Raw genomic sequence first — 13,212 nt, forward strand, 5'->3', positions numbered from 1 at the left:
TAACCAAAAGATTCATGTAAACTTTTGGTTAACAGCCAAGGAAGGAGTAATACCGCAACACCCCGGAAATGCCTGCCGGGTATAGATAAGTACGCCAACGTCCAGGAGACGATGATGTCGCACAAGAATAAAAAGATTGATGTGTTCCTGATTACCGTGAGTCTGATAGCCGTGCTGCTCACTGTAATAGGCCTTGCAGCTTTCCCTAGCGAAGCTGAAAGCGCTGCCAACCAGTTGTTCGAACTGTCTACCCGCACCTTTGGTACCAGCGTCCAGGTACTGGTGTTCGGTAGCTCATTGGCCGTGTTGTACCTGGCTTTCAGCAAATACGGCAATATCCGTCTGGGCAGTGGCAAACCCGAGTATGCAACCGCTACTTGGGTGTTCATGTTTATCTGCGCCGGTATGGGTTCGTCGACCCTCTACTGGGGTGTGATGGAATGGGCCTACTACTATCAAACCCCTGGCCTGAACATCGCCGCTGCCAGCCCGAAAGCGCTCGAGTACAGCATCAGCTACTCGTTCTTCCACTGGGGTGTCAGCGCCTGGTCGATCTACGCCCTGGCGTCGCTGGCCATGGCCTACCACTTCCATGTGCGCAAAAAGAGCGGCCTGAACCTGGCCTCCATCGTTGAGGCAGTCACCGGCTTCAAGGCTACCGGCCCTGTTGGCCGCAGTGTCGATCTGATCTTCCTGCTGACCATGATGGGCGCATTGACGGTGTCGCTGGCGTTGACCGCCTCGACCTTGACTCGTGGCTTGCATGACCTCACCGGCACCCCGGATACCTTCACTGTACAGCTGATGGTGATCGGCGCCGTCGCGGTCATGTTCTCGCTCAGCTCCTACATCGGTATCGATGGTGGCCTGCAGCGCTTGAGCAAGATCGTCTGCATCGGCGCACTGGTTTTTGCCGCCGTCGTGCTGCTGGTCGGCCCTACCCAGTTCACCATCAACAACACCGCCAACTCGATTGGCTTGATGATCCAGAACTACGTGCACATGAGCCTGTTCACTGACCCGGCCGGCGATGGTGCCTTCACCCGTAACTGGACGGTGTTCTACTGGCTCTGGTGGGTGTCCTACGCCCCAGGCGTGGCAATGTTCGTAACCCGCGTTTCGCGTGGCCGGCAGATCAAGGAAGTGGTACTGGCCTTGCTGCTGGGCGGTAGCTTCGGATGCTGGTTCTTCTTCGGCGCCCTGGAAAGCTACAGCATGCACCAGTTCATTACCGGTGCCGTGGACGTGCCGAAAATGCTCAGTGAACAAGGCGGTGAATCAGCGGTAACGCACCTGCTGCTTGCCTTGCCGTGGGGTCAGGTGTTCCTCGGCGTGTACTTGTTCATCATGGCGATTTTCTGCGCCTCGCACATGGACGCCGCCGCCTACGCGGTCGCTGCTACCAGTACCCGCAACCTGCGTGAAGGCGACGACCCGACGCCCACCCATCGTTTGTTCTGGTGTGTAGTGCTGACCCTGGTGCCGTTGGCCATGCTGTTTGCCAAGGCATCGCTGTCAACCATGAAAACCGCCGTGGTGCTGACCGCGATCCCGTTCATGGTGATCCTGCTGGTGAAGATCTACGGCTTCTTCAAGTGGATGATCGAAGACTACGGTCAGGTTCCGGCCTACCGCATCGAGGAAGAAGCGGCGCGCCTGGCCGGTGAAGAATCGCAACACCAGGCCCCGCGCAGCACTGCAGCCGTGCACTAAGCGCCCCCTGCAGGAGCGGGCTTGCCCCGTTCCTGCAGGCAGTAGCCAAATTTTTTTGCCTTACTTGTTAACTTATAGATACGTGTTAACCAATAACTAAAAAACCGAGCTTGTGAGAGACCCCACAATGAATGACTTCAAACGCCTGCCCGCCGATTTCTGCGCCAACGCCGAAGAGGCTTTCACTATTCCCGCCAGCTTCTACACCCAGCCTGGGGTGTTCGAACACGAGAAGGAAAGCATCTTCGCCCGCAGCTGGATCTGCATTGGCCATCGCAGTGAAGTGGCCGAGAATAACGCCTATATCACCCGTGAAGTGATCGGCGAAAGCATCATTGTCGTGCGTGGTCGCGACAGCGTGCTGCGTGCCTTCTACAACGTCTGCCCACATCGCGGCCACCAACTGCTCAGCGGTAGCGGCAAAGCCAAGAACGTTATCACCTGCCCGTACCACGCCTGGACCTTCAAGCTCGACGGCGAGCTCGCCCACGCCCGCAACTGCGACAACGTGGTGAACTTCGATAAAGAAAACTCCACCCTGGTGCAACTGCGCGTCGAAGAATACGCAGGCTTCATCTTCATCAATATGGACATGCAAGCAGGCTCGGTCGAAGAGCAACTGCCAGGCCTGCAAAAGCGCATGCGTGAAGCGTGCGCCGTGATCGATGATCTGCACCTGGCGGCGCGCTTTGTCAGCGACACGCCGGCCAACTGGAAGTCGATCGTCGACAACTACCTCGAGTGCTACCACTGCGCCCCTGCCCACCCAGGCTTCGCCGACTCGGTGGACGTCGGTCAGTACAGCCACAACCTGCATGGCAACTGGACCCTGCAGTACGGTCTGGCAAAACCGTCGGAGCAATCATTCAAGTTCGATGAAAGCGTCAAAGACCCATCTTTCGCAGGCTTCTGGGCCTGGCCGTGCACCATGTTCAACGTGCCGCCAGGAGCGAACTTCATGACCGTGATCTACGAGTTCCCGGTCGATGCAGAAACCACCCTGCAGCACTACGACATTTACTTCCTAAACAAAGACATCACCGAAGAGCAACAGAAGCTGATCGACTGGTACCGCGAAGTGTTCCGTCCAGAAGACCTGCGTCTGGTGGAAAGCGTGCAAAAGGGCCTGAAGTCCCGCGGCTATCGTGGCCAAGGCCGAATCATGGCTGACCGCGAGCGCAGCGGCATGAGCGAACACGGCATTGCCCACTTCCACAACCTGATCGCCGTCGCCCACCTCAACGACTGATAACAACCGCCGCAGGCGCTACAGCCTGCGGCGGCCTTCGGAGTGCCTTGCGTGAAACTCAATGACAATAAGCTGTTCCGCCAGCAGGCCTACATCGCCGGACGCTGGTGCGACGCCGATGACGGGCGCAGCCTGCAGGTAACCGATCCGGCCAATGGCGAGCTGCTTGGCAGCGTACCGCTGATGGGCGGTGCCGAAGCCGTACGCGCCATCGAAGCCGCCGAAGCAGCGCTGGGCGATTGGCGTGCACGTACCGCCAAAGAGCGCGCGCAAATTCTGCGCCGCTGGTTCGAGCTGCTGCTTGAACACGAGCAAGACCTGGCTCGCCTGATGACCTTCGAACAGGGCAAGCCCCTGCATGAAGCCCTCGGTGAGATCCGCTATGCCGCCTCCTTCGTCGAGTGGTTCGCTGAAGAGGGCAAGCGCGTTTACGGTGATGTGATTCCCAGCCCTGCCAACGACAAGCGCCTGCTGGTGATCAAGCAAGGCATTGGCGTGTGCACTGCAATCACACCGTGGAATTTCCCCGCCGCAATGATTACCCGCAAGGTCGCCCCGGCCCTGGCCGCTGGCTGCACCATGGTCGTCAAGCCGGCCAACGAAACCCCGTTCTGCGCGCTCGCCCTGGTCGAGTTGGCCGAACGTGCCGGTGTGCCGGCTGGCGTTTTCAGCGTGGTGACCGGTGATGCGCCGGCCATTGGCGCGCAGTTCACCGGCCATCCATCAGTGCGTAAACTGAGCTTCACCGGCTCTACCCCCGTGGGCCGTCTGCTCATGGGCCAGTGCGCTGAAACCATCAAGAAAGTCAGCCTGGAACTGGGCGGCAACGCGCCGTTCATTGTCTTCGCCGATGCCGATATCGACGCCGCCGTTGAAGGTGCGCTGATTGCCAAATACCGCAACGCCGGGCAAACGTGCGTCTGCGTCAACCGCTTCTATATCCACGACAGCGTCTATGCACAGTTCAGCCAACGCTTCATCGCGCGCGTGCGTGAACTGGGTGTGGGTCATGGCAGCGCCGAGGGTACGCAGATTGGCCCGCTGATCAATGAAAAGGCCGTCGTTAAAGTCCGTAGCTTGATCGACGACGCCGTCGCCAAGGGTGCCGAACTGGTACTTGGCGGCCAGGCTCATGCCCTGGGCGGCAACTTCTTCGAGCCTACCGTGCTGGCCAATGTCGGCCCAGGCATGGAACTGCTCGACGAGGAGATCTTCGGCCCTGTGGCAGCACTGGTGCGTTTCAACACTGACGAAGAAGTTGTCGCCCTTGCCAACGCGACCCAGTACGGCCTCGCGGCCTACTTCTACAGCCGTGATATCGCCCGTGTCTTCAAGGTTGCCGAGCAGCTGGAGTACGGCATGGTCGGGGTCAACACCGGGCTGATCTCCAACGAGGTCGCGCCGTTTGGTGGCATCAAACAATCGGGCCTGGGCCGTGAAGGCTCCAAGTACGGCATCGAGGACTATCTGGAAATCAAATACCTGTGCCTCGCCGTCTGAGCGAGCGCCTGGTTCCGGGGTGCGGCAGGGCCTGCCGCACGCCCTTGCAGTCGAGGTGAAACATGGCCAACAAATACGAAATGTTCAGCGTGCAGGTAACCGAAGTAGAGCAGGCCACGCCGCTGATCAAGCGCTTCACCCTGGCCCGTGAAGATGGCGCGCCGATGCCGGCTTTCACCGGTGGCAGCCATGTCATCGTGCAGATGCAAGGTGCCGACGGCAACCAGTTCAGTAATGCCTACTCGCTGATGAGCGACCCGCGCGACACCCGCAGCTACCAGATCGGCGTGCGCCTTGAAGAGCAATCCAAGGGTGGTTCGGCGTTCATGCATCAGCAGGTGGAAGTCGGCAGTCGCCTGACCATCTCTTCGCCAAACAACCTCTTCGCCCTGGACCACAGCGCTGGCCGTCATGTACTGATTGCCGGCGGCATTGGCATCACGCCGTTCCTGGCACAGTTGCATGAACTCGAAGGCAGCGCCGCCAGCTACGAACTGCACTATGCCTTCCGCGCCCCGGAGCATGGCGCTTTCTACGAGCAACTGGCCACCGGCCCACACGCAGACAACACCCATTTCTACATCGACAGCCTCGATCGCAAGCTTGATCTGGCTGCTTTGTGCGCGGGCCTGGATGAGCAGGCGCACTTGTATGTGTGCGGCCCCAAACCGCTGATCGACGCGGTCATTGCTACCGCCGCCAACGCCGGCATAGCCGAGCAACGTGTGCATTGGGAACAGTTCGCCGCCGCCCCGGTGACCGGCGCCGCCTTTACTGTGGTGCTGGCCCAGTCGGGTATCGAACTACAGGTAGAAGAAGGCATGACCATTCTTCAAGCCATCGAAAAGTCCAAGGCTGCCAAAGTGGAATGCCTGTGCCGAGAAGGTGTGTGTGGTACCTGCGAGACAGCAATCCTGGAAGGCGAAGCCGAACACTTCGACCAGTACTTGAGCGACGAAGAAAAAGCAGCGCAGCAAAGCATGATGCTGTGTGTATCGCGCGCACGCTCGGCGCGCCTTGTGCTGGATCTCTGAAGCGGTAGGCTTCTAGCTGCTAGGAAGAGCTGGGCAGGTTCGCTATGTAGCTGGAAGCCAGGCCGTCAACCCAAAGTTGACGGTTTGCGTATACTGGCAGCCTCGTGGCTCCAGATCAGGACACCCTGCCCATGTTGGAAAACAGTTTCGCCTTCCGCCTCAAGGAACTGCTCGAGCATCACAAATTAACCCTGCAAGCCGTGGGCACGGCCCTGGGTATATCGCGCACCGCAGTGCACAAATGGACCCGCGGCGGTGAAGTCGACTACGACAATCTGCGCAAACTGGCCGACTTTCTCAAGGTCAACTGGATCTGGTTGCGCTACGGCGAAGAAGCCCTGCAGAACATCCAGCAACCGCAGGTTGTCGAGCTGCCGATGACCGACCTGCGCCGTCGCTACACCGCCGAGATCATGGAAAGTGAAACGCGCATGAAGCTGGCCCAGGAAGGCGCACGCATTGTCACCTGGGAGTGGAACCTGATCAGCGACGAGGTGACCTACTCGCCAAACGTTGAACAGGTCTATGGCTGGCCGGTCCATCGCAACGAAGACTTCTGGATACATCTACTCCCCGAAGATGTCACGCACATGCAAGCCATGTACGCCCAGGCAGTGGCCGAGGGCAGCGGTTGCGAGTGTGATTTCCGTATTACCCGTCCCGATGGCGAACTGCGCTGGATTTCCTCGCGCGCCACCGTGGTCCGCGACAGCGCCGGACGCTCAGTGAAGATGGTCGGCATCAGCATGGACAATACCGAACGCCAAGTTGCCGAACAGGCTTTGCGCAGAAGCGAAGAGCGCTTTCGAGCAATCTTCGAACTGGCCTGGGGCGCCCTCGCCTATATCGATCCGGATGGGCGTTGGCAGCGGGTCAACAACAGCCTGTGCGAGCTACTCGGCTACCGCGCCGAAGAGCTGTATGCCATGACCTTCCAGCAGATCACCCACCCCGACGACCTGGCGCTCAACCTGCAGTTGTTACAGGGCATGCTGGCCGGCGAAAGCGAACGCTATGAAGTGGAAAAACGCGTGCGTCACAAAAGCGGCGATTACATCTGGGTGCGCGCTCGCACCTCGCTGCAGCGCCGCGACGATGGTGAACCAGAACATTTGATCAGCGTGTTCGAAGACATCAGTGCCGAGCGCCTCGAGCGCGAACGGCTCCAGGCACATATTGCCGGGCTCGAGGCGCGATTGGCGCAGCGCGCCTGAATCTTCAGTCGTGAGTTACTCCACTTAGATTGGGAGCTTGATGGATGCTGCCAGGTTCTACTTACGCTTCGGCCCGGTCAGTGCGAGTGGCCAAGTTACGCGGCAAAGTCGGTTTGTATTTTGTCGCGGCGCTATCGGTCCTGGCCGGCATGACCGATGCAATCGGTTTCATGGCCACCGGTGATTTTGTCTCGTTCATGAGCGGCAACACCACGCGCCTGGCCGTCTCGTTGGGCGAAGGTGAAGTTGGGCTGGTGCTGCGCATCGGCGCGGTGCTGCTGGCCTTTGTCCTGGGCAATGCCCTGGGTGTGGTAATCGCCCGTATCAGTGGCCGCCGTCCGTTGCCGCTGTTGTTGATCATTGCTGCACTGTTAGCCGTGGCCGGCCTGATTCCACTGGACTGGCAACTGCCCGCGCTGATCGCAGCGGTGACCGCCATGGGCATGATCAATGCCGTGGTCGAGGAAGTGAACGGCCTGCCGATTGGCCTCACCTACGTGACGGGGGCGTTATCTCGGTTTGGCCGTGGCCTGGGACGGGCACTGATGGGGGAGCGCCGGCAAGGCTGGCGTGTGCAACTGATTCCCTGGAGCGGAATGTTCGTCGGCGCAATCATTGGTGTGCTGCTGGAACAGGCCTTCGATCTGAGTGCCCTGCTGTTCAGCGCCCTGCTCGCTGCCGTGCTCGGGTTCATTTCGTTGAAAATCCCCCGGCGCTGGCAGCTTGGCTATATGCCCCGCTGATCGTTACAGGCAGGTGGCCAATGCCGCCATCCGCCGCAGGGCAACGCTGTCGTTGTTTTTCGCGTAGTAGCTGACAGCGGTGCTCGCGCCTTGCGGCTGGATATCCGCGAACGACTCAGCCTCACGGGTGTACACCGTGAACCCGCCCTGTTTGCCCGGCTCCAGGTAGCCGCTGGCATCGACATCGAACACCGCTTCGTCCTGCCAGCCGAACTGGATGCACTCGGCAACGCGATCAGCAGGTTTACTCGACGTAAAGCTTTTGGTCGGCGCTTGGGTGCGCGCTGCTTCCATGGCCGATGAGGCACAACCGGCCAACAGTGCTGCAGCAACCATCACCATTACTACCCGCATGACACACCCTCGTCGGAAAAAAGACCGACTTTAGCATTGCCTGCGGATCAACGCTCGCGCGGCAGAAGCCGGCGGCGGATCAATGCTGTTTGCCGAGGGCGTTCAATACTCTCAGCACCAAGGCACATCCCTGGCGAGTATCCGGATCGCGCAGCATCGACAGCAAGCCATAGAGGCTGGGCGGTGTCGGTTGTTCGCGGGTTTGGGCTTTGGCCTGGCGAATGGCATTGCCAAGGTTCCAGGTCAGCGCCGTAGCTTCTTCGTATTGCACCGAGAGCTTTTCTACCAGCGGCGCATCGAGCAAATCGACAAGGTCGGACAGCAGCGACGCCAGGTCGACCAGATTGTCCATACGACCGCCATCGAGCAAGGGCTGCAGTTTGTTCAGCAACGCCTCAAGCCCTGGATTGTTGGCCGGCAAGGCGAGTGTTTCGGTTACTTCCATGGGTGTCAGCTCCTTGGTCACAGCATGCCCCGTGCCGCCGCCCAGTACAGGCCACGGTTGAATCCATTGCGCAGCAGGCCACCAAGTTTGGTCGGCGGCGTAGGCAACACATCATGGCGATAATCGTAGGTCAGGGGCATGCCCGCGTTCAGGCCCATCTGCGCGGCAGCCTGGACCTTGCCGTCATACACGGCCACGGTAGTACCCAGGCGAATCTCGCCCGCTATGTTGTTGGCAATCACCGGCGCCTGATTGTGACAGGCACCTCCTGCCTTGCTCACCGGCAAATCGACTGTGTCGCCAATTACATACACCCCGTGCAGGCCATAAACCTGCAAGGTCTCGTGGTTGGTCGGCAGCCAGCCTTCATTGTTTGCAGCCTGGGACACGCCACTTTCGAGCACCGCGTCCACCGCGCGGATCGGCGGCGTGGCCATGAGGATGTCGTACGGCTGCGCATCCCCCTCTTCGGAATAGGCGATGCGCTGATCCGGATCGACCTTGGCCAAGGTAAAGCTGCGCTGAAACTTGATGTTTTTCTGGGCAAAAATGCCGGGCAGGATCTCCCCGGTCGGGCGCTGCAAAAACAGGCAATTGCGCAGTAGCTGTGCGGTGGTTGGGTAGGTGTAGATGATCTCGACGTTGTCGCGTACACCCCGGCGACGCAAATAGTCATCGAGCATAAGCGTGGTTTCAATGGGCGCGATACCGCACTGATGCGGCACGTTGGGTGTTTGCGGAAAGGACACTGTCACGAAGATTCGTCCTTTCTCGATACTCGCCAGGCGCTTGGCAAGCTGACGCGCCGGTTGGTATTGATAGAAATGATCACCGCCCTGCGCAAGCCCTTCGATACGCTCAGGGGCCGGAATACAGCCAGTAGCAATCACCAGAAAATCATACCCAAAGCGTTTGCCGCTACGGGTGTGCACGGCCTGAGCGGCAAAATCGAAACGCGTGACGTCCTGCACCTGAAAGTCGATTTCCGGACGCAGCAACGACCGCTCCGGGCGTTTCAACTCTTCCTGGAAGAACAAATCGAAGGCCACGTACATGAAGGCCGGCTTATAGAAATGATCGGGACAATTGGACAGCAGGGTGATACGCACCTGATCGCGAAGGATCTCCGGATACAGTTTGCTGACCAACTGGTTGGCCAGCATGGTGCCGCCAACCCCGCCCCCTACGATAAGGATATGTTTTGCCATTTGTGCGCCTCCTTGCAGCCAAAGCTCGACATAACGCGGGCTATAGTTGAAGAAGCTCGGGCGATTGGCCAATAACCCTTCGCTATATAGGTGAATTCCCATGAGTTCGGCCCGCCCGTAAACGCTCGACTGTCATCAGCGCCATCAAGGCGGGGCAACGCACATGTGTGGAAGACTCAGCCAGTACCATGGCATCCACGACTTCGTCGACGCACTGAGCATCCCCGGTGCCTTGGCCAATGAAGTAGGCGAGCAGCCATTGGTCCGCTTCAACGTCGCGCCGAGCACCAATGTGGCCGTCATCACCCCCACGCAAGTCCGCTGGCTACGTTGGGGCTGGCGCCCACAGTGGGCCCATGATCGTGCCCCACCGATCAATGCGCGGGTCGAGAAAGTGGCACACTCCCCCTTCTTTCGGGCGATCTGGGGCCAGCGGCTGTTGGTCCCGGTCGATGGCTGGTTTGAATGGGTCGATGAAGGCGAGGCGAAAAAGCAGCCCTATTACATCCGCCGCCGTGATGGCCTACCGGCGTTCTGCGCCGGCATTGGCCAATGGCGCATGGCCGAGGATGATGGCTTTGTCATCGTGACCGCCGACAGTGTGGGCGGCATGGTCGATATCCATGACCGCCGCCCAGTGGTGTTCGCGCCAGAGTTGGCCAGAGATTGGTTGAACCCTGCGTGTGACAAAACGCAGGCAGAGCAGATGCTGCTCAACTTGGGCGAACCCGCCGAGGCTTTCGCCTGGTACCGAGTCGATAAAGCGGTGGGCAATGTACGCAACCAGGGTGCCGGGCTAATACAGCCTCAGCCATAGAGACCGCTCCTACGCAAATCAATGAACGGTCATGCACTTTCTGCCAGACTCTTGCCATTACGGATCAGGAAGATTGCATGAATCACGAATTGCTCTGGGTACTTGGCCTACTGTTTACCAGCGTGGTCTTGTTCATCGCCAATCGACCACGCATGGATGTGGTCGCCCTGCTGGTGATCGTGGCGCTACCACTGACCGGTATTCTCAGTGTTGAAGAAGCCCTGGCAGGGTTCAGTGACCCCAACGTGGTGTTGATTGCAGCGCTGTTCGTTATCGGTGAAGGCTTGGTGCGCACGGGCATTGCCTACCGGATTGGCGAGTGGATGGCCGATCGTGCCGGTAACAGCGAAGTGCGCCTGCTGGTGCTGTTGATGGTGTGTGTGGCGGGGCTGGGTTCGGTGATGAGTTCCACTGGCGTCGTGGCCATTTTCATTCCAGTGGTTTTGAGCATTGCCGCGCGGATGAAGGTATCGCCGAGCCGCCTGATGATGCCGTTGAGTTTTGCCGGTTTGATCAGTGGCATGCTCAGCCTCGTCGCCACCCCGCCCAACGTCGTGGTGCACAGTGAACTGGTACGCCATGGTGAGACTGGCTTCAGCTTTTTCAGTTTTACCCCATTTGGCCTGGTGATCCTCGTGCTGGGCATTGGCTATATGCTGCTGACCCGCCATTGGCTCAGCGGTGAAGTGCGCAAGGACGGCAGCCCACAAACCCGTCGTACCCTGCTCGACCTGATCATCGATTACAAGCTGGCTGGCCGCGAGCGACGCCTGCGGGTGCGTCCGGATTCGCCCCTGATCGGCCACAGCTTGAGCGAATTGAAATTGCGCACCGTGCATGGCGCCAACGTTGTCGGCATCGAGCGCCAGCACAAATTCACCACCCGCGTGATCAGTCCCGATTCCAGCACCACCGTGCATGAGGGCGATGTGTTGTTGCTCGACCTGTTCGCCCCGCGTGACGATCTGCGCAGCCTGTGCCAGACCATGAAACTGGAACCGCTGCACTTCAAGGCGGCCTACTTCATCGATCAATCCCACGCGGTGGGCATGGCCGAAGTGGCTGTGGTGCCCGGCTCGCAACTGATTGGCAAAAGCGTGCTGGAGCTGAATTTTCGTAGCCGCTGGGACCTCAACGTGGTGGGTCTGCGGCGCGGCCAGACAGCGATTGAAGAACAACTGGTGGAAGAAAAGCTCAAGCTTGGCGACACCCTGTTGGTGATCGGCCCTTGGAAGTCTGTACGCCAACTGCAGGCACAACCTCGGGACTTCCTGGTATTGAGCTTGCCCGCCGAAGTCGACAACGTAGCCCCGGCATTGAACCAGGCACCTTATGCGCTGATTAGTCTGGCGGTGATGGTCGGTCTGATGATCAGCGGTGTGGTGCCCAACGTTATCGCCGCTCTGATCGCTTGCCTGCTGATGGGCGCCGGCCGCTGTATCGACATGAACAGCGCTTACCGCGCGATCCACTGGCAGAGCCTGATATTGATCGTTGGTATGCTGCCCTTTGCTTTGGCATTGCAGAAAACCGGCGGTATTGCCATTGCAGTGGAGGTGTTGGTGCGCGTGCTGGGTGAAGCTGGGCCCTACATGATTCTTGCCTGCCTGTTCGCCATTACCGCAATCATCGGTTTGTTCATTTCAAATACGGCAACAGCAGTACTGATGGCCCCGGTGGCTATCAGTACTGCTGAGCAGTTGGGCGCCTCGCCCTACCCCTTCGCGATGATCGTAGCCCTGGCGGCATCAGCTGCATTCATGACGCCAGTCTCGTCACCGGTAAACACGTTGGTCCTGGGCCCCGGACAGTATCGATTCGCCGACTTCGTTAAAGTCGGCGTACCCTTCACCTTGCTGGTGATGGTGGTCAGCGTATTTATGGTGCCGTGGATTTTTGCCCTGTGAAGGCAGCGGCGTTTTGCTGTTTCAAGGTAACAGCAGCATTGCGCCAATCCTGGGCCCAGCCATCAAGCACCTGTTTGAGGTTTTCGGCGGTCATGACCTGATCGTCGTTTTCCAGCGGCAAGCCGGTGCCCTTGCGCACCACCTCGGCGACCACAGCACGGCTGCCGCCATCGAGGAAGGCCGCTTCGGTGGCGATTACGCTGTCCAGGTCGCGAACGCCAATGGCGCTGCTGACCCCCGCTGCGACCAGGGTGACAGGCAGGTACTCATAGAAGTGCAATGACTGGGTATGCGCGCCCACCGAGGTAATGGCCGGCCGCACAATCAGGGTGTTGGGTCCTGGCAGTTCGACCAGGTTAAGCACCTTGCCCAGCTCACGCTTGAGCGCCGCATCGTAATAGGTGGTTATCGCTTTCAAGGTCGAATCGGGTATCCGCTCGCTGGCCTTGGGTTGTGGGTAGAACTGGCTTGGCGCGATATAGACCTCGGTGTAGCGTTCCATCTGCAATCTCGGGCTTACCCAACGCAGCACCGAATCGCCGGATGCCGTCTTCTGTTCGCTCAACTGGTCGTAATTGCGCAGAAAGCCGGAATACTCCTTGGGCGACACACGGGTCTGGCTACACCCGACCACCAGCATCGACAGGCACAACACCGGTGCAAACAGATGATTACGCATGGCGAGGGCTCCCGGCCTGATGACGAACGGCCTTGGGCGCCGTGCCCGAGCGGTCGACGTGCAGTTGACCGTTGGCCATGATCCAGTGCACCAATTCGGTTAGAGACACCTTGTAGCTGTACTCCATCCACTGGCTGTTGGCTGGGCTGTAACGCTCGAAGTAGTGGCTCAGAATCATGTGCGTACCGTCACTGCCAAGGCCAAGGCGCGAGTCCTGGTAGCTGAGCAAGGCATTGCGCCACAGGTCCTGGGTGCGCAGGTCGAGGGTCAGGGATTGGCTGCAGTCGAGGCCGTCGATTGGAGGTTGTGCCGGCATGGAAATTACCCTTGTTTTAGACTGCCGTCAGAA

The 13,212-nt window shown here is 59.3% G+C and carries 13 protein-coding genes; 8 read left to right on the forward strand and 5 right to left on the reverse strand.

Annotated elements, in window-relative coordinates:
* Positions 1–114 precede the first annotated feature (114 nt).
* The 6 genes from H8F21_RS16415 to H8F21_RS16440 all read left to right on the forward strand — a co-directional run bounded on the left by H8F21_RS16415 (position 115) and on the right by H8F21_RS16440 (position 7,453).
* A complete protein-coding gene (locus tag H8F21_RS16415) occupies positions 115–1,713 on the forward strand; it encodes a BCCT family transporter (protein WP_203481203.1) in 1,599 nt (532 codons plus the stop codon).
* Positions 1,714–1,840: 127 nt separating this feature from the next.
* Positions 1,841–2,962 (forward strand): aromatic ring-hydroxylating oxygenase subunit alpha, encoded by a 1,122-nt coding sequence (locus H8F21_RS16420; RefSeq protein WP_203481201.1) that lies wholly within the window; start codon positions 1,841–1,843, stop codon positions 2,960–2,962.
* Positions 2,963–3,013: 51 nt separating this feature from the next.
* Positions 3,014–4,462, forward strand: coding sequence for an NAD-dependent succinate-semialdehyde dehydrogenase (locus H8F21_RS16425; protein ID WP_203481199.1), 1,449 nt, complete (start codon positions 3,014–3,016; stop codon positions 4,460–4,462).
* A 62-nt stretch (positions 4,463–4,524) separates the two neighbouring features.
* Entirely contained in the window at positions 4,525–5,496 is a 972-nt protein-coding gene (locus H8F21_RS16430; RefSeq protein WP_203481197.1) for a PDR/VanB family oxidoreductase, read from the forward strand.
* A gap of 131 nt (positions 5,497–5,627) precedes the next feature.
* Complete coding sequence (locus tag H8F21_RS16435) at positions 5,628–6,710, forward strand: helix-turn-helix domain-containing protein (protein ID WP_203481195.1); 1,083 nt, start codon at positions 5,628–5,630, stop codon at positions 6,708–6,710.
* Between the two features lie 44 nt (positions 6,711–6,754).
* Positions 6,755–7,453 carry a YoaK family protein gene (locus H8F21_RS16440; protein ID WP_136477067.1) on the forward strand — a complete coding sequence of 233 codons (699 nt, stop codon included), beginning with the start codon at positions 6,755–6,757 and terminating at the stop codon, positions 7,451–7,453.
* Positions 7,454–7,456: 3 nt separating this feature from the next.
* Here H8F21_RS16440 and H8F21_RS16445 read toward each other — a convergent pair whose 3' ends face one another.
* The 3 genes from H8F21_RS16445 to H8F21_RS16455 form a co-directional block, all read right to left on the reverse strand.
* Entirely contained in the window at positions 7,457–7,807 is a 351-nt protein-coding gene (locus H8F21_RS16445; protein ID WP_203481188.1) for a hypothetical protein, read from the reverse strand.
* Positions 7,808–7,886: 79 nt separating this feature from the next.
* The gene (locus H8F21_RS16450; RefSeq protein WP_203481186.1) at positions 7,887–8,252 is read right to left on the reverse strand and encodes a DUF1641 domain-containing protein; all 366 of its coding nucleotides are present in this window, start codon (positions 8,250–8,252) and stop codon (positions 7,887–7,889) included.
* 17 nt (positions 8,253–8,269) lie between these two features.
* Positions 8,270–9,460, reverse strand: a complete 1,191-nt coding sequence (locus H8F21_RS16455) for an NAD(P)/FAD-dependent oxidoreductase (RefSeq protein WP_203481184.1) — start codon at positions 9,458–9,460, stop codon at positions 8,270–8,272.
* A gap of 163 nt (positions 9,461–9,623) precedes the next feature.
* On the opposite strand from H8F21_RS16455, the gene H8F21_RS16460 reads away from it, so the two are divergent.
* Together H8F21_RS16460 and H8F21_RS16465 are read left to right on the forward strand one after the other, a co-directional pair.
* Positions 9,624–10,277, forward strand: a complete 654-nt coding sequence (locus tag H8F21_RS16460) for an SOS response-associated peptidase (protein ID WP_203481182.1) — start codon at positions 9,624–9,626, stop codon at positions 10,275–10,277.
* Between the two features lie 77 nt (positions 10,278–10,354).
* Complete coding sequence (locus H8F21_RS16465) at positions 10,355–12,184, forward strand: SLC13 family permease (RefSeq protein ID WP_203481180.1); 1,830 nt, start codon at positions 10,355–10,357, stop codon at positions 12,182–12,184.
* Here the strand turns inward: H8F21_RS16465 and H8F21_RS16470 are convergent.
* Positions 12,156–12,863, reverse strand: coding sequence for a DUF3313 domain-containing protein (locus H8F21_RS16470; RefSeq protein ID WP_203585044.1), 708 nt, complete (start codon positions 12,861–12,863; stop codon positions 12,156–12,158). The genes H8F21_RS16465 and H8F21_RS16470 overlap by 29 nt on opposite strands.
* Complete coding sequence (locus tag H8F21_RS16475) at positions 12,856–13,179, reverse strand: hypothetical protein (RefSeq protein WP_136477074.1); 324 nt, start codon at positions 13,177–13,179, stop codon at positions 12,856–12,858. The genes H8F21_RS16470 and H8F21_RS16475 overlap by 8 nt, the downstream gene beginning before the upstream one ends.
* Positions 13,180–13,212 lie beyond the last annotated feature (33 nt).

Source organism: Pseudomonas arcuscaelestis (assembly GCF_016881005.1).
Classification (GTDB): Bacteria; Pseudomonadota; Gammaproteobacteria; order Pseudomonadales; family Pseudomonadaceae; genus Aquipseudomonas; species Aquipseudomonas arcuscaelestis.

What these genes read in the sequence shown, in the direction of transcription:
- H8F21_RS16415 (WP_203481203.1), top strand. Translation starts at nt 115, where the DNA reads ATGTCGCACAAGAATAAAAAGATTGATGTGTTCCTGATTACCGTGAGT.
- H8F21_RS16460 (WP_203481182.1), top strand. Translation starts at nt 9,624, where the DNA reads ATGTGTGGAAGACTCAGCCAGTACCATGGCATCCACGACTTCGTCGAC.
- H8F21_RS16430 (WP_203481197.1), top strand. Translation starts at nt 4,525, where the DNA reads ATGGCCAACAAATACGAAATGTTCAGCGTGCAGGTAACCGAAGTAGAG.
- H8F21_RS16445 (WP_203481188.1), bottom strand. Translation starts at nt 7,807, where the DNA reads ATGCGGGTAGTAATGGTGATGGTTGCTGCAGCACTGTTGGCCGGTTGT.
- H8F21_RS16440 (WP_136477067.1), top strand. Translation starts at nt 6,755, where the DNA reads ATGCTGCCAGGTTCTACTTACGCTTCGGCCCGGTCAGTGCGAGTGGCC.
- H8F21_RS16465 (WP_203481180.1), top strand. Translation starts at nt 10,355, where the DNA reads ATGAATCACGAATTGCTCTGGGTACTTGGCCTACTGTTTACCAGCGTG.
- H8F21_RS16475 (WP_136477074.1), bottom strand. Translation starts at nt 13,179, where the DNA reads ATGCCGGCACAACCTCCAATCGACGGCCTCGACTGCAGCCAATCCCTG.
- H8F21_RS16450 (WP_203481186.1), bottom strand. Translation starts at nt 8,252, where the DNA reads ATGGAAGTAACCGAAACACTCGCCTTGCCGGCCAACAATCCAGGGCTT.
- H8F21_RS16455 (WP_203481184.1), bottom strand. Translation starts at nt 9,460, where the DNA reads ATGGCAAAACATATCCTTATCGTAGGGGGCGGGGTTGGCGGCACCATG.
- H8F21_RS16435 (WP_203481195.1), top strand. Translation starts at nt 5,628, where the DNA reads ATGTTGGAAAACAGTTTCGCCTTCCGCCTCAAGGAACTGCTCGAGCAT.
- H8F21_RS16470 (WP_203585044.1), bottom strand. Translation starts at nt 12,863, where the DNA reads ATGCGTAATCATCTGTTTGCACCGGTGTTGTGCCTGTCGATGCTGGTG.
- H8F21_RS16420 (WP_203481201.1), top strand. Translation starts at nt 1,841, where the DNA reads ATGAATGACTTCAAACGCCTGCCCGCCGATTTCTGCGCCAACGCCGAA.